The sequence below is a fragment of the Methylobacterium sp. Gmos3 genome (assembly GCF_056430985.1).
Genome location: NZ_JBWJYL010000011.1, coordinates 1 through 14,405, shown reverse-complemented (window position 1 = coordinate 14,405; position 14,405 = coordinate 1). Strand labels below are relative to the sequence as shown.

General features: G+C 67.2%; 14 protein-coding genes and 1 pseudogene. 12 read left to right on the top strand and 3 right to left on the bottom strand.

Translation table 11 applies throughout. The annotated features are described in order from the left end of the window. The first annotated feature begins 268 nt into the window (after nucleotides 1-268). The 3 genes from ACS5Q7_RS21425 to ACS5Q7_RS21415 all read left to right on the top strand — a co-directional run bounded on the left by ACS5Q7_RS21425 (nucleotide 269) and on the right by ACS5Q7_RS21415 (nucleotide 3,776). Nucleotides 269-1,921, top strand: a complete 1,653-nt coding sequence (locus ACS5Q7_RS21425; protein ID WP_478341291.1) for a hypothetical protein — start codon at nucleotides 269-271, stop codon at nucleotides 1,919-1,921. A 74-nt stretch (nucleotides 1,922-1,995) separates the two neighbouring features. After that, on the top strand, nucleotides 1,996-2,934 hold the full coding sequence (locus ACS5Q7_RS21420; protein WP_478341290.1) for a diacylglycerol/lipid kinase family protein: 939 nt from the start codon (nucleotides 1,996-1,998) through the stop codon (nucleotides 2,932-2,934). Then, nucleotides 2,931-3,776: a metallophosphoesterase family protein gene (locus ACS5Q7_RS21415; RefSeq protein ID WP_478341289.1), complete on the top strand. Its 846-nt coding sequence runs from the start codon at nucleotides 2,931-2,933 to the stop codon at nucleotides 3,774-3,776. Before ACS5Q7_RS21420 ends, ACS5Q7_RS21415 begins: the two co-directional genes overlap by 4 nt. Nucleotides 3,777-4,055: 279 nt before the next feature. Here the strand turns inward: ACS5Q7_RS21415 and ACS5Q7_RS21410 are convergent, their stop codons facing one another. After that, nucleotides 4,056-4,808: a substrate-binding domain-containing protein gene (locus ACS5Q7_RS21410; protein ID WP_478341288.1), complete on the bottom strand. Its 753-nt coding sequence runs from the start codon at nucleotides 4,806-4,808 to the stop codon at nucleotides 4,056-4,058. A 426-nt stretch (nucleotides 4,809-5,234) separates the two neighbouring features. Between ACS5Q7_RS21410 and poxB the strand changes: the two genes are divergently transcribed. After that, nucleotides 5,235-6,962 carry a ubiquinone-dependent pyruvate dehydrogenase gene (gene poxB / locus ACS5Q7_RS21405; RefSeq protein WP_478341287.1) on the top strand — a complete coding sequence of 576 codons (1,728 nt, stop codon included), beginning with the start codon at nucleotides 5,235-5,237 and terminating at the stop codon, nucleotides 6,960-6,962. A 287-nt stretch (nucleotides 6,963-7,249) separates the two neighbouring features. On the opposite strand, the gene ACS5Q7_RS21400 is transcribed toward poxB, so the two are convergent. Then, nucleotides 7,250-8,203 (bottom strand): GlxA family transcriptional regulator, encoded by a 954-nt coding sequence (locus ACS5Q7_RS21400; protein WP_478341286.1) that lies wholly within the window; start codon nucleotides 8,201-8,203, stop codon nucleotides 7,250-7,252. A gap of 118 nt (nucleotides 8,204-8,321) precedes the next feature. On the opposite strand from ACS5Q7_RS21400, the gene ACS5Q7_RS21395 reads away from it, so the two are divergent. The 3 genes from ACS5Q7_RS21395 (at nucleotide 8,322) to ACS5Q7_RS21385 (ending at nucleotide 10,077) form a co-directional block, all read left to right on the top strand. Continuing rightward, nucleotides 8,322-9,134 carry an SDR family NAD(P)-dependent oxidoreductase gene (locus ACS5Q7_RS21395; RefSeq protein ID WP_478341285.1) on the top strand — a complete coding sequence of 271 codons (813 nt, stop codon included), beginning with the start codon at nucleotides 8,322-8,324 and terminating at the stop codon, nucleotides 9,132-9,134. Nucleotides 9,135-9,149: 15 nt separating this feature from the next. Beyond that, complete coding sequence (locus ACS5Q7_RS21390; protein WP_478341284.1) at nucleotides 9,150-9,545, top strand: tautomerase family protein; 396 nt, start codon at nucleotides 9,150-9,152, stop codon at nucleotides 9,543-9,545. 148 nt (nucleotides 9,546-9,693) lie between these two features. After that, nucleotides 9,694-10,077: a tautomerase family protein gene (locus ACS5Q7_RS21385; RefSeq protein WP_478341283.1), complete on the top strand. Its 384-nt coding sequence runs from the start codon at nucleotides 9,694-9,696 to the stop codon at nucleotides 10,075-10,077. Between the two features lie 425 nt (nucleotides 10,078-10,502). On the opposite strand, the gene ACS5Q7_RS21380 is transcribed toward ACS5Q7_RS21385, so the two are convergent. After that, nucleotides 10,503-10,790 (bottom strand): hypothetical protein, encoded by a 288-nt coding sequence (locus ACS5Q7_RS21380; protein WP_478341282.1) that lies wholly within the window; start codon nucleotides 10,788-10,790, stop codon nucleotides 10,503-10,505. A gap of 263 nt (nucleotides 10,791-11,053) precedes the next feature. On the opposite strand from ACS5Q7_RS21380, the gene ACS5Q7_RS21375 reads away from it, so the two are divergent. The 5 genes and pseudogenes from ACS5Q7_RS21375 to ACS5Q7_RS21355 all read left to right on the top strand — a co-directional run. Further along, nucleotides 11,054-12,019, top strand: a complete 966-nt coding sequence (locus ACS5Q7_RS21375) for a metallophosphoesterase family protein (protein WP_478341281.1) — start codon at nucleotides 11,054-11,056, stop codon at nucleotides 12,017-12,019. Nucleotides 12,020-12,024: 5 nt separating this feature from the next. Then, nucleotides 12,025-12,390 (top strand): cupredoxin domain-containing protein, encoded by a 366-nt coding sequence (locus ACS5Q7_RS21370; protein WP_478341409.1) that lies wholly within the window; start codon nucleotides 12,025-12,027, stop codon nucleotides 12,388-12,390. Between the two features lie 220 nt (nucleotides 12,391-12,610). Further along, nucleotides 12,611-13,177, top strand: a complete 567-nt coding sequence (locus ACS5Q7_RS21365; protein ID WP_478341408.1) for a sigma-70 family RNA polymerase sigma factor — start codon at nucleotides 12,611-12,613, stop codon at nucleotides 13,175-13,177. Continuing rightward, the gene (locus ACS5Q7_RS21360) at nucleotides 13,174-13,962 is read left to right on the top strand and encodes an anti-sigma factor family protein (protein WP_478341280.1); all 789 of its coding nucleotides are present in this window, start codon (nucleotides 13,174-13,176) and stop codon (nucleotides 13,960-13,962) included. Before ACS5Q7_RS21365 ends, ACS5Q7_RS21360 begins: the two co-directional genes overlap by 4 nt. Nucleotides 13,963-14,031: 69 nt before the next feature. Then, nucleotides 14,032-14,255: pseudogene (locus ACS5Q7_RS21355) on the top strand (hypothetical protein); the annotation flags it as partial. Nucleotides 14,256-14,405 lie beyond the last annotated feature (150 nt).

The window sequence follows — 14,405 nt, the reverse complement described above, 5'->3', positions numbered from 1 at the left end:
GTTTGACAGAAATTGCCCAGATCGGCTCCTCAACAAGAAGTTGTTGATAGATGCCAAGCGTTTCAAAAATATCACGCTGCCCAGAGATTCCACATTATTGATATAATATCGATCTTTTATTCTGCTAATAGCTCTTGAATTCAACGTGGTGTCACGGAGGATTGCTCATCTGGCCGCGATACCGCCCGATTTGCCGAACGGGCCCCGTGCTCTGCGTCGGAGACCGCCCGCCATGCCCTCACTGTGCCGTCACGGATCACGGATCTCGTTGCTCGCGGGCCTCGTCGCGGCAGCGGCCCCCCATCCGGCCTCGGCGCAGACCGTCGCCGAGATGGCCGCCCGCATGGATGCGATGCAGCGCCAGATGCAGGCGATGCAGCAGGAACTCGCGGCGCTTCGCCGGCAGGCAGGGACACAGAAACAGGCCCTTGTCGGCGAGGTGCGCGAGCGAAGAACCCTGTCACGCGAGCAGGCTCGCTTGGCCGAACGCCAAGCCCGGCAGCAACAGGTGGCGCAGGCCGGCGGGCCCGGCGGGGCGCGACCGGCGCCGAGCGAGCACACGCCGGTGATCCTCGCCAACGACCTCGTCTGCAATTCCGGCAGCTACGCCCTGGGATCGGCGATCTGCTTCACCCCCGGCGGCTTCGTCGAATTGGCCGGGTTCTACCGCAGCGCCAACACGGTCTCGGACGTGGCGACGGACTTCAACGGCATTCCGTTCCACAACAGCCCGCAATCGCGGGAGAGCGAGTTCCGCTTCTCCGCCCGCCAAAGCCGGCTCTCCGGTCTGTTCACCGCGCGCGTCGAGCCGACGCTCCAGATCTCCGGCTACTATGAGATCGACTTCCTGGCCGCAGGCGTCACCTCGAATTCCCGCGAGAGCAACAGCTACGTTCCCCGCATCCGCCAGATCTTCGCAACCGTCGATTCCCTCGATACCGGCTGGCATGTCCTGGCGGGGCAGGCCTGGAGCCTGATCACGACCGATCTATCGGGGATCACCCCGCTCAAGGAGCAGATCCCGCTCACCATCGACGCCCAGTACGTGCCGGGCTTCAACTGGACCCGCAATCCGCAGGTCCGGGTGGTCAAGGACATCGCGCCGGGCCTGTGGGCGGGCCTGTCGGTCGAGTCGCCCCAGAGCGTCCTGCCGCCGAACCCCTTCGCGGCGCCCTCCACGGTCAACGTCAACAACACCGGCGACGCGGCTGGGCTGCTGAACAACTCCACGACCTACTCGAACAACAGCATCCCCGACATCGCCGGAAAGCTCGCCTTCGAGCCGGGCTTCGGCCATTACGAGGTGAAGGGGCTGGTGCGCTTTTTCGACGATCGGATCGCGCCCACCACCTTGACCGGCGGGCTGCGCACCTCCGGTCGATCGGAGACTTCGGTCGGCTACGGCGTCGGCGGGGCGGCGACTCTGCCGATTATCGACAAGCGGCTCGATGTCCAAGTCAGCGGCCTCGTCGGCGAGGGCATCGGCCGCTATGGCTCGGCGCAGCTTCCAGATTTGGCCCTGCGCGCCGACGGCTCCATCGCGCCTGTTCCGGTGTTCCAGGTTCTGGCGGGTGGCGTCTATCACGTTCAGCCCGGGACCGACGTCTACGTCTATGCCGGCTGGGAGCATGCCACCCGGACGGGCGCGCTCAACACCACGGGCTACGGCTCACCGACCCTGGTCGTCACGGGCTGCAATATCGAAGGTGCCGCGAGCGGAAGCTGCCAGGCTGAGACCCGCGACATTCGCCAGATCACCGGTGGCTTCTGGCACGACCTGTACAAGGGGTCCTACGGCCGCCTCGTCGCCGGCGCGCAGGTTTCCTACACCGAACGCGACGCCTTCCGCGGAGCGCAGGGCATCCAACCCTCGACGCACCTCGTCACCGGCCTGACTTCCCTGCGCTACTACCCGTTCTGAGCCCCGCTGCATCCGACTGACATCAGACCGACGCCGGCATCTGGCAGGAGGTCCGCTCCTGGTGGGACATGCCGATGCGGATCGCCCTCGTCATCAACGCCGCCTCCGGCAGCCTCGGGAATGGCGTCGATCCCGCGCAGCTCAGGCAGCGCCTCGCCGATGCTGGCTTCGAGATCGTTGTTGAACCCAACGAAATGGCCCCCCTGCCTCGGCGCTTGGAAGAAGCCGCGAACCGGCCGGGGATCGAGGCGGTGGTCGTCGCGGGAGGGGACGGTACCTTGTCCTGCGCGGCGGCGACCCTGGCAGGACGCGAATTGCCTCTCGGGATCCTGCCCTCGGGGACGATGAACCTTCTCGCCAGGGATCTCGGGCTCCCCCTCGACCTCGACGCCGCGCTGGCCACGCTGGCGACGGGCGTCAGGCGAAGCATCGACATCGGCGAGGTGAACGGACACGCCTTCGTCATCAACTCGATCCTCGGCATGCCCGCGCGCCTGCAGCGCCATCGCGAGGCGCAGCGCGGAAGGCCGACCCTGCGCGGCGCCCTGCGCTGGTGCTTCGGGTTGCTGCGGCACCTCGGCCGGTATCCGAAGCTCTCGATCACCACCGAGGTCGACGGCTCGGTGCGACACCTGCGGATCCGGATGCTGGCTGTCGTCAACAACGACTATGGCGAGGGGCTCGGACGGATGCTGGTGCGCGACCAGCTCGATGGCGGGCGCCTCACCCTATACGCCGCGACGCGGATGTCTCCCTTTCGCGCCCTGCGCCTTGCCGTGGGTGTCGTGCTCGGCGACTGGCGGCGACAGCCCGGGCTGGAACGGATCGCCGCGACGGAGCTGTCCGTCGAGGCACAATCGCAGACCCTGCGAGTGATGAACGATGGCGAGGTGCTGATGATCGCACCACCCCTGCGCTACCGCATTCGCCCTCGCGCCCTGATCGTCATCGTTCCGCCGACGATCGAGGCGCGCCTGATCCAGGACGGAGCCGCCGCCGCGGTGCCCGTATGAGGCGGATCAGCCAGATCTCAGACCTGCACTTCGGTGCGACCGATCCGGACGTCGTCGCCGGGTTGGTGGCCGAACTCAACGAAGACAGGCCGGACCTGATCGTCGTCTCGGGCGACCTCACGATGGGGGCGCGTCGCTCGGAATATGCGCGGGCACGGGCTTTTCTCGAACGCCTGACCTCCCCTTGGATCGCGGTGCCGGGCAACCATGACATCTCGCCCTATCACCTCTGGCAGCGCTTCACGCGCCCATTCGCGCGCTTCCAGCATTTCATCGCCGCGGAGACCGAGCCGGTGTGGTGTGACGCGGAAGTCGGGATCGTCTGCCTCAACACGGTTCGCACCTGGGCGCCAGAGCGGAACTGGTCGCATGGGCGAATCCAGCCGCAGCGGATCGCGTCCGCCGAGGCACGCTTCAAGGCGATGCCGCCGCACCTATTCAAGATCGTGGTCGGCCATCATCCTTTCGCAGCGCCGCCGTGGGACGAGGAGGCGCGGATCGTCGGACGAGCCGACCTCGCCCTCGAAGCCTTTTCCCGCTGCGGCGTCGGCCTCGCACTCGCAGGCCATCTGCACCGGCATTACGTCCGCTTCGCAACGGCGGATCGACGCGAGACGCTCGATCACCCCGCCGCCATGAGCACCGGCGCCGGCGATCTACTGGTCGTCCAAGCGGGCTCGGCGACATCGACCCGGCTCCGGGGCGGGGATGCCAATGCCTACAATCGGATCCGTATTGTGGAGGGCCGCGCGACGGTGAGCGTGCGGCTCTGGTCAGGACGGGGCTGGACCGACGCCACCGGCCCGGACGTGGTGAACTTAGCGCCCGACGGGTTGCGTTGAACTGCTGAGCTGTCGCGCTTGAACCCGTGATCACTGGGCCACCAGACTCGATGAGGGGGTCGAAGCGGCGTCTTGGAACCAGCGTTCCTGCGCGGGACGCGACCGGAGGTTTATGAACGACCAGGGTCGCGCACCACTGGTATACAGCTGCGGAACTTGCGTCCGCTCTTATGTGCTGGTCAGCCGCGTGAACGACTGCATTCGGTTGGAAGTTGTATGTTCGCTTAGGGTACTTTCCTGCCCGTCCGCTCTTAGTGAGATATGCAGCGAAGCGGACGCCTAAGCATCCTGGGCAGGTGATCCGCAACGTGATCGAATCGGCTCCATCCCGACCTGTCTCATTGCGGCTTCGGCCTTGTCGGACTGTAGAAACGTGATCAGCCGTTTCGCCAGATCCGGGTTTTTGGCCGTCGCCACCGTCGCCGCGCTGAACGTTTGGACGAGTTGGACATCGTCGGGAAGAACTCCGACGGGCTCGATGCCAGGAATGTTGACGAGTTCGCTGATGGGCCCCAACGCAAGATCAGCCTCGCCTGCTGCGACCGCGGCGGCAGAGTCCGTTCCTCTTGGGTAGACCTTCAAACGAACTTTGTCGGCGATGCCGAGCGCTGGAAGGATTTCCCTCTGGATGAAGAGGCCACTGGTGCTGCCCGGCATCACGACGAGGCGGGCATCCAGCAAGGTCTGGGTTAGCGCCACAACTGAACTGATATCGGATTTCGGCGCGCCCGTGCGCACGGCGGCCGCGAGGGGAGCCGTCGCAAGCTCGGCAATCGAGCCTTCGACAATCAGGCTCGCAGCGATGAGTTCATGGAGCCCTTCGTTCGACAGGATGACGACATCGACCTCAGCACCATGGTCAAGCTGGTAGCGGATCGTCTTCGGGCCACTTCCTTGCGAAGCCCCCGACCGGGTCTCGATCTTGATGCCTGTCTCCTGCCCGAAGTCCGGGATCGCCTTTCGATAGGCTAGCTCGAAGCCTCCGGAGATCAGAACGGTGACCGTAGGTCTGCTATCGCTCGGCGATGTCATGGCGTGGGTTTCGTTGGGTATGAGGCGAAATGGCCGCCAGCTGCAATCTCGGTAACGTTTGACGGATTTGCTTGCCACCCCACGCCAGGGCTGATGCGTATCCAGGGCATGGCCGGTTTCAGGAAGCGGAGACACCTCGTCTACGCGACCGGGTTCGTTCGGAAGTAGAGGAACCGCTCGGGTCGGTTGTCTGCCCGTCCGCGTCCGGCGGTGGATGCATCGAAGCAGACGGAACGGCAGAGACCGTTCGCAGCCCCGCTGCACGTCCCGCGTGGCGGCGCACCGGAACTTGTCCCCCGTTTGCGAGATACGTCAGTCAATCCGAGGTCGCGCTCAGAAGCCCACTGCGATCCGAACTCGGGCCGGCGGGACCCCTTGTGCCAGAGGCGCCGGTCCGAACCCCTCACGGCAGTGAAGAGGTCACCCATGAGCACGAAGGTCGCCGATCTGTTCGTCCAGGCGCTGGCGCAGGCTGGCGTGAAGCGGATCTACGGCGTGGTCGGCGACAGCCTAAACGGGCTGACAGAGGCGCTGCGCCAGGACGGTTCGATCGCTTGGATCCACACCCGCCACGAGGAGAGTGCTGCCTTCGCGACCGGGGCCGAGGCCCATCTGACCGGCGAACTCGCGGTCTGCGCCGGCTCCTGCGGGCCGGGCAACTTGCACCTCATCAACGGTCTGTTCGATGCGCACCGCTCCCGCGTGCCCGTCCTGGCTATCGCCGCCCAGATCCCCTCCGCCGAGATCGGACGCGGCTACTTCCAGGAGACACACCCGCAGAACCTGTTCCAAGAGTGCAGCCACTATTGCGAGCTGGTCTCCTCCCCGGCGCAATTGCCGGGTGTGATCGAGACCGCGATCCGCGTGGCCGTGGCCGAGCGCGGCGTGGCAGTGGTCGTCATCCCCGGCGATGTCGGCCTCATGACCATGCCCGACGACGCGCCGGCTCTGTCGGGTGCCCTGGTGCCATCCCCGGCCGTGGTGCGGCCCCGGGACGCCGACCTTGACGCGCTGGCCGGGATGCTCGACGCGGCCGGCCGGGTGACGCTGCTCTGCGGGCGCGGATGCGCCGGGGCCCACGCCGAGCTGCTGCAACTCGCCGAGGCGCTGAAGGCACCCGTGGTGCACGCGCTCGGCGGCAAGGAGCATGTCGAGTGGGACAACCCCTACGACGTGGGCATGACCGGGCTGATCGGGTTCTCGTCTGGCTACCGGGCGATGCTCGACTGCGACACCCTCCTGCTCCTCGGCACCGGCTTCCCCTACCGCCAATTCTACCCGGAGAAGGCCAAGATCGCGCAGGTCGACCTGCGCGCCGGAAGCCTCGGGCGCCATTGCCGGATCGATCTCGGCCTCATCGGCGATGTCGGCGCCACGATCACGGCGCTGCTGCCGAAGCTGCGGCCGAAGACCGACCGGGCTCATCTCGACGACAGCCTCGCCCATTACCGCAAGGCCCGCACAGGGCTCGACGCTCTGGCGGTCGGCAAGCCCGGAGGCAAGATCCATCCGCAATACGTCGCTCGGACACTCAACGAGGCCGCTGCGGAGGACGCCGTCTTCACCTTCGACGTCGGCACACCGACAATCTGGGCGGCACGCTACCTCACGATGAACGGCAGGCGGCGACTGATCGGCTCTCTCAACCACGGCTCCATGGCCAACGCACTGCCGCAGGCGATCGGCGCGCAGGCGGCCTATCCGGGGCGGCAGGTGGTCTCCTTCTCGGGTGACGGCGGTTTCGCCATGCTGATGGGCGACCTGCTGACCCTCAACCAGCACAATCTGCCGGTGAAGATCGTGGTGCTGAACAACGGCACCCTCGGCTTCGTGGAGATGGAGATGAAGGCAGCCGGCTTCCTTGAGACCGGCGTGGCGCTGGTGAATCCCGATTTCGCCGCCATGTCGCGGGGGGCCGGCCTCTACGCTCGACGGGTGGAGGATCCGGCCGATCTGCCCGGCGCGATGCGTGAGATGCTCGCCCATGATGGACCGGCCCTGCTTGACGTGGTCTCGGCCCGCCAGGAACTCGCGATGCCGCCCAAGATCGGCATCGAGCAGGCAAAGGGCTTCGGGATGTGGCTGGCGCGTGCGGTGATCGACGGACGCGGGACCGAGATCCTCGATCTCGCCAAGACCAACCTGTGGCGGTGACTGGCCTCACGCCCTGCAGCCGCCGGACGTCCAGCGCGGTTCGGCAGGGGTAGATCTCGATCCGATAGGCGTCGAGAACTATGTCCTTCCGTGGGATTCCGAGGTGGCAGTCAGCGCCAGTTGCATCCCCGTCCCGAGGAGTCATTCCGCTTTCGGCCCGTTCAGCCAATCGCCGAGCGGCCTCTTTCGTCGAACCTGCTCCCGAAACCGGAACCGTCGCAACTCACCCAAAGCCGACGTGCAGGGCGGCTTGATCGCCTGGGTGTGCTTATCGGTGACGGGCTCCGCTACGCAGTTGCGGGATCCGAGTATCCGCGCGCGTTGCGCCGGATGACCTGCGGTGGCTGCCCGAACGCTCTGAGAAAGGCCCGGCGCATTCTATTACGGTCTGCGAAGCCGGTCTGATCGGCGACGGCGTCGATGGGATGCCGGCTGCGCTCCATCAACACCCGCGCGGCCTCGACGCGCAGGTTCTCGACCGCCTTGGCCGGCGACTGACCCGTCTCGGCATGGAAGACGCGGCTGAACTGGCGCGGGCTGAGGTGGGCGGCCTCCGCCAATTCCTCCACCGACAGCGGGCGGTGAAGGTTCTGCTTGGCGTAGGTCAGGGCCGCCTGGATGCGGTCCGACTTCGCGTCGAGGTCGAGCAGGGTCGAGAACTGCGACTGGCCACCACCCCGGCGATGATACAGCACGAGCTTCCTGGCGATCTCCTTCGTCACCTCGTGGCCGAGATCCGCCTCGATCAGGGCGAGCGCGAGGTCGATGCCGGCGCTCATGCCCGCCGACGTCCAGATCGGGCCGTCGTTGATGAAGATGCGGTCCGTGTCGGCCGAGCATTGCGGGAATTGGATCTGTAGCTCCCGCGCATGCATCCAATGCGTCGTGACCCGCCGCCCGTCGAGCAGTCCGGCCTCCCCGAGGACGAAGGCCCCCGTGCAGATGGCGGCGACGCGCCGGGCCCGGGCGGCCGCTCGCCGAACGAGCGCGACGAGGCCGGGCGTCGACGGTTGCACGAAGGTGCCGCCGCCGATGACGAGCGTGTCGAAGGGCGTCTCGCCGAATGCCTCCGTTTCCACGTTCATGCCGGCCGAGGTGCCGACCGGCCCCCCATGCTCGGAGATGAAATGGATGTCGTAGGTCGCTTCATCCGCCGCGAGGTTGGCGACCTCGAAGGCCGGCACGGCCGCCAGCGCCATCATCGAGTAGCCGGGAAAGACGACGAAGCCGACGCGCTGCATGTCCATCTCCTCTGGCCTAAATCGACGCAACTATGACATTTGCGCCGCGCTTGGGAAACGGTAGCGTCCTCCTATCGAACGCCGCCACCCTGTGGGGCGAAGAATGAGGAGTACGATGATGACGACTCAGACCAGCAAGGGCCTCGCCGTCGTGACCGGCGCATCCGCCGGCATCGGCGCGGTCTACGCCGACCGTCTCGCCAAGCGGGGGTATGACCTCCTCCTGGTCGCCCGCAACGAGGAGCGCCTTCAGGCGCTGGCCGACCGCTTGGCCCGCGAGACAGGGCGCAAGGTGGAGCCGTTCAAGGCCGATCTGGGGCGCAAAGACGATCTCGCGCGCCTGGAGGCTCGCCTGCGCGAGGACGCGAGCATCACGATGCTCGTCAACAACGCCGGCATCGGCTCCGTCGCCATGACCCTGCAGGCCGACGTGGAGACGATGGACGCGATGATCCAGCTCAACATCACCGCGCTGACCCGCCTGACTTTCGCGGTCGCGCCGGCTTTCGTGGCGCGCGGATCGGGAACCATCGTCAACATCTCGTCCGTCGTCGGCATCGCGGTCGAGATGCTGAACGGCGTCTACAGCGCCTCGAAGTCCTACGTCCTCAGCTTCGGCCACGCGCTGCAGAAGGACCTCGCTGACAAGGGCGTTCGCGTCCAGACCGTGCTGCCCGGCGCGACGGCGACCGAGTTCTGGGATGTCGCCGGCTATGCGGCGCAGAAGACGTCTGCGATCACCATGTCGGCGGCCGATCTGGTCGACGCGGCCTTGGCCGGTCTCGATCAGGGCGAGCTTGTCACGATCCCGGGCCTGCAGGACGTGTCCGACTGGACGAGATGGGAGGAGGATCGCCGGGCCCTAGCCGCCAAGTTCGGCAACGCCACGCCGTCGGCGCGCTACGGACTCGCGACGGCGAGCGCGGCCTGAGCCTGGGGACCCTCCATGCCGTACCTTCAGCTCGACGTCATCGGCCCGCATTCCGTGGCCTCCAAGAAGCGCCTCGCGGCGCAGATGAGCCGGACCTATGCGGAGATGATGGCGGTCGACATCAGGCGGATCAGCGTCGCCATCCGCGAACTCGGCGAGGGCGGCGTGTGGCGGATACCGGAAGCCGGCGGCGAGCCGGTGCCGGTCTCCGTGATGATGCTGGACATCCGCAAGGGACGCTCGGCCGAGTTGCGGATGGAGGTCGCCAAGGCGCTGTGCGCCCACTGCGTCGAGATCCTCGGGCTGAGCGAGGATCGCCTCAACGTGGAGTTCACACAGCATTCCGGCGACGAGATGTATCACCCGACCCTCGGGGGCTACAGCCCAGAGTGGTCGCCGGACGAACGGTGATCCGCACCACGTCGATCCCGCGCACACGCAGATGCTGTTGCTTGGACGGCCGCGACCGCCCGAGCCGGGCGGACCAGACGACAATCGGCAATCCGGGTCTGAGCGCACGTCCTAGAAGCCGGAAGCCGCGTCGCAAGAGGAGCACGACATGCCATTCGCTCGAATCGATCTCGCTAAGGGAAAACCCGCCGAGTACCGCCGAACGATCGGCGAGGTCGTCTACGACGCGATGCTCGACGCGCTGAACGTACCCAAGGATGACCGCTTCCAGGTCATCAACGAGCACGAGCCGGAGAACTTCGTCATCGATCCGAGCTACCTCGGCATCCACCGGACGGGAGATTGTGTCGTCATCCAGCTGACCCTCAATGCGGGGCGCGGGGTCGAGCAAAAGCGGAACTTCTACAAGGCGGTGGCGGATGGCCTGCATGACCGCCTGGGTCTGCGCCGCGATGACGTGTTCATCAGCCTCGTCGAGGTCGCCAAGGAAAACTGGTCCTTCGGCAATGGCGAGGCCCAGTACGCGACGTGATCGACTGGGGCATGCTGCTCCAGGGTCGTGCACATCCGGCGGGCTGTGGCGGCGACGAGGGCCTACGCGGGCGGCCTTCATCCTGCCGCGCCCCCTCGGGGCAACGGTGGGCGACTCCCTGGACAAACCGCTCGTCGATGGTGGACTGAGCCGACCGATCGCCTCAGCCGTGATCGTCGCCTCAAGCGTCGCCCTGATCGTGCTGCCGCCGCAGAGGCCGGGGCAGCACCCGGGTCCGCAACCTGCGAAGAAGCGGCAGTTCTGCGAAGCGGACAGCGGACGATGGGTTTTGCGAGGGATCAACGTTCATCGAAGTGCTCAGGGTGGGACGTAAAACGTCCGCTTCGGGATGAAAACTCATCGAAGCGGACGCTCTGTCGAGCCGGCAGCGGCCTCATCGAGCCACGATCCGAAATCGGTGCGGATCAGCGCAAGCCCCCGCCCGACGTGTTGCCGAGACGCTGCGCGATCGGCTCGCGCTCAGGAGCTTCGGCATTGCCGAGCACGCTGCTCCGAAAGGTCGGCGAGGGAGCCGGAACGATGCTTCCGGTCTGGACCGGATCGAGCGGACCGGCGGTGTAGCGCGCCGGCGGAAGGGCGCCTGGCCACGTGCGGGGACCGGCATGGGCACTCGTGAGGGGCAGGAGGCCGAGGACGGCGATCGCCCCGAGCAGGCGCGCCCGGCGGTTCTGAGATGAGCGAAGATTGTTCATGGTTCACTCCCGCGATCGGTCGGCCTCGGGGCTGCCCGATGCCGACCCGGATCGAGAGGCTCCGGGCCTCTCATTGCATCCAGATCCGGGGCGGATCCATTTTATTCCCGGCCACGTAAGTAGCCCGCTTTCATGCGAATACTGGTCGAACGGTGGTGATCGAACTTCGCGCGCGTCGTCTCGGCGCGCGGGAATAAAACCGGCCGCGCCGGGGTCCTGATGGTCAGGGACGCCGAAGTCCCGGATCTCCACGGAACGGGACCATGCAGGATCGCACCACCCTCGAAGACCAACCGCCTGGGTCGACCCGGCGCGGCACGCTCGAATGCATGCTGTGGGCCGGCACCGGCCTGCTCTGGTCCCTCGGGGGCGGCCTGCCGCGCGCGGTCGGGCTGGAGAAAGCCGTGGCGGCCGAGGCCGTGCCGGCGCCGTTCACCTTCCTCCAGATCAGCGACAGCCATGTCGGCTTCGACAAGCCGGCCAATCCCGATGCCGCCGGCACCCTGCGCGAAGCGGTCGCCAAGATCGCGAGGCTTCCCGAGAAGCCGGCTTTCATCATCCATACCGGCGATATCAGCCACCTGTCGAAGGAGCGGGAATTCGACGACGCCGACCAGATCCTGCGCGAGACCGGGTTGCCGCTGTTCTCCGTGCCGGGGGAGCACGACCTCCTCGACGACGGGCAGGGCCGGGCCTACCTCGACCGCTACGGCCGTGGATCGCGCGGGGCTGGCTGGTTCAGCTTCGATCGCGATGGGGTCCACTTCGTCGGCCTCGTCAACGTCGTCGACTTGAAGGCGGGCGGCCTCGGCAACCTTGGTGCCGAACAGCTCGACTGGCTGGAGCACGACGTGGCCGGGCTTTCTTCCAGCACGCCCATCGTCGTCTTCGCGCATATCCCGCTCTGGACGATCTATCCCGAATGGGGCTGGGGCACGCAGGACGGAGGCCGGGCCCTCGCGCTCCTGAGGCGCTTCGGCTCGGTGACGGTCCTCAACGGGCACATCCACCAGATCATCCAGAAGGTCGAGGGCAACGTTGCCTTCCACACGGCCCGCTCGACGGCCTTTCCCCAGCCGGCGCCCGGCACCGCTCCCTCGCCGGGCCCGATGAAGGTGCCGGCCGGCGCATTGCGCGGTCTCCTCGGCATCGCGAGCGTCAACGTGGTGCCCGGCGCGGGCCCCCTGGCGATCATCGATACGCCCCTCGCGGGGGCGAGCACGCCATGACCGCGATACGTCCCTCCCTTCGCCGCCGGGTTCGGTCCACCGCCGGCGCGGCCTTGCTCGCCGCGATCCTGCTCGGCGGCGCGGCCCTGGCAGGACCGACCGAGCCGGCCTCGGATCCCGTGGTCCGCATCGATAACTTCACCTTCAGTCCGGCGGTCCTCACCATCGCGCCGGGCACGACGGTCACCTGGATCAACGGCGACGACATCCCGCACACGGTCGTCTCGTCGTCCGGGCAATTCCGTTCCAAGACCCTCGACACCGAGGATCGTTTCGCCTTCACCTTTCAGGCGCAGGGAGAGTATCCTTACTTCTGCTCGCTCCACCCGCACATGACCGGGACGGTCGTCGTCCGGGACAAGCCGCAATGATCCGGTCCCGGAGCGCCGGATGGACGGGAGCGGTCTCGTGAAAGCGGGTGCGCTGGCGAGCTTCGAGGCGGCACGGCGGGTTCCCCCTCCCGGCGCGCTGCTGCTGGCCGCCGCCGAGGCGGCCCTCGCGCTCCATGCCGCCATCGCGTCCGCGTGGTCCGCCACCGATGCGGACCGTGCCGCCCGCCGGACATCCTCCGCGACGGCGGACCGGACCCCGGTGGGGGGGCCGCCCGCCGCCGCGTTCCGCGAGGTCGTGCTTCCGCATCTCGATGCCGCCTACAACCTCGCCCGCTTCCTCACCCGGGACGCCGACGCCGCCGACGACATCGTGCAGGACGCCTTCCTGCGCGCGTTCCGGTCCTTCGACGGTTATCGCGGCGGCGACGCCCGCGCGTGGCTCCTGGCGATCGTGCGGAACTGCGCCCGCACCTGGGCGAACGACCGCCTCCGCGACCGGGCACGCTGCGAGCCGCTCGACGCCCCCGTCCACGCGGAGGGGCAAGCCGAGGAGGCGGAGACCCGGGAGTTCTGGGACCCGGAAGCGGTCACGCCCGAGGCCGCCATCCTGCGCGATGGCGAGGCGGCCTTCCTCCGCCGGGCGATCGAGACCCTGCCCAGGGACTTTCGCGAGGTGCTGGTCCTGCGCGAGTTCGAAGACCTTTCCTACCGCGAAATCGCGGAGATCACCGCGGCACCGATCGGGACCGTGATGTCGCGCCTCGCGAGGGCCCGGACCATGCTCTCGGCCGCGTGGCGGCGCCTGGGCGGCGAGGACAACCGATGATTGAGGAGCCTGAAACTTCCTGCGGCGAGGCCATGCTGCTCCACGCCTTCCTGGACCGCGAGCTCGATGCGGCCCACACCCTGCGCTGCGAGGCGCATGTCGCCGGATGCCCCGTCTGCGCCGCCGAACTCACGCGGTTGCGCGCGATGCGGGATCGCCTCGCGGAGGGAGACGTCGCATGGCGGGCGCCCGAGGCGCTTCGCACCCGCATCCTCGACGCGCTGGCGCGGGAGGAGCACCGGGCCGCGCCCCGCTCGCCGGCGACGATGGCGTGGCTGCGCCCCCTGGCGACGCGCCGGGGAAGCCTGCCGGCGGGCCTCGCCCTGGCGGCGAGCCTCGCCTTCGCCGTGGTCCTGACCCGCCCCGAGCCGGCCACCGACCTTACGGGCCAACTCGTCGCCGGGCATGTCCGCTCGCTGCTGGCGGACCACCTCACGGACGTGCAGACATCCGACCAGCATACGGTGAAGCCGTGGTTCTCCGGCAAGGTCGACTTCTCGCCGCCGGTGATCGATCTCTCGGATCGCGGATTTCCGCTCGTCGGCGGCCGGCTCGACTACATCGACGGAAAGGTCGTGGCGGCCCTGATCTATCGGCGGAACAAGCATTTCATCAACCTGTTCGTCTGGCCTGCCGACACGCATCCGCCACGCAGCCTCGCGCAGGACGGCTACAACATCCTGGGCTGGCGACAGGCCGGACTGAGCTACTGGGTCGTTTCGGACCTCAACGCCGTCGAACTGAGGGAATTCAAGGACGACTTCGCCGAACGCGCGCCGCGATGACGAATGCGCGGTCTGTTTGATCCCCGGGTTCAATGGTGCAGTCTTCACGGCTGCGTGGAGGGACGCGCTGTGGGTCAGGTACTTCACGGGAGGGCCACCACGACGGAGCCAGTCCATTGCGCGATCCACAATAGTCGAGCGAGCCTGAGGACGCTGGCCAAGCGCTTCGGTCGACGATCCCTCACCTGATGCGCTCGTCATTGCACCGCTGCCTGCAACGCCACGGCATGGGCCGCTTGCCCGACACGGGCGGGGACAAGCCGAGGCGGTCGCGCTTCAAGGCCTACCCGCTCCCTCAAATGCCGGGATCAAACAGTTAAAGCGGTTTCGGTTTGATCCGGATCACCTGCTTCACCGTCTTTGCGAGCGACAGCGAAGCAATCCAGGGCAGCGGGACCTGAACGGATGTGGCGGATCCCTGGATTGCTTCGCTTCGCTCGCAA

Coding starts and splice junctions, on each gene's coding strand:
- ACS5Q7_RS21395 (WP_478341285.1), top strand. CDS start 8,322: ATGACGACTCAGACCAGCAAGGGCCTCGCCGTCGTGACCGGCGCATCC.
- poxB (WP_478341287.1), top strand. CDS start 5,235: ATGAGCACGAAGGTCGCCGATCTGTTCGTCCAGGCGCTGGCGCAGGCT.
- ACS5Q7_RS21400 (WP_478341286.1), bottom strand. CDS start 8,203: ATGCAGCGCGTCGGCTTCGTCGTCTTTCCCGGCTACTCGATGATGGCG.
- ACS5Q7_RS21375 (WP_478341281.1), top strand. CDS start 11,054: ATGCAGGATCGCACCACCCTCGAAGACCAACCGCCTGGGTCGACCCGG.
- ACS5Q7_RS21390 (WP_478341284.1), top strand. CDS start 9,150: ATGCCGTACCTTCAGCTCGACGTCATCGGCCCGCATTCCGTGGCCTCC.
- ACS5Q7_RS21385 (WP_478341283.1), top strand. CDS start 9,694: ATGCCATTCGCTCGAATCGATCTCGCTAAGGGAAAACCCGCCGAGTAC.
- ACS5Q7_RS21420 (WP_478341290.1), top strand. CDS start 1,996: ATGCGGATCGCCCTCGTCATCAACGCCGCCTCCGGCAGCCTCGGGAAT.
- ACS5Q7_RS21415 (WP_478341289.1), top strand. CDS start 2,931: ATGAGGCGGATCAGCCAGATCTCAGACCTGCACTTCGGTGCGACCGAT.
- ACS5Q7_RS21410 (WP_478341288.1), bottom strand. CDS start 4,808: ATGACATCGCCGAGCGATAGCAGACCTACGGTCACCGTTCTGATCTCC.
- ACS5Q7_RS21380 (WP_478341282.1), bottom strand. CDS start 10,790: ATGAACAATCTTCGCTCATCTCAGAACCGCCGGGCGCGCCTGCTCGGG.
- ACS5Q7_RS21360 (WP_478341280.1), top strand. CDS start 13,174: ATGATTGAGGAGCCTGAAACTTCCTGCGGCGAGGCCATGCTGCTCCAC.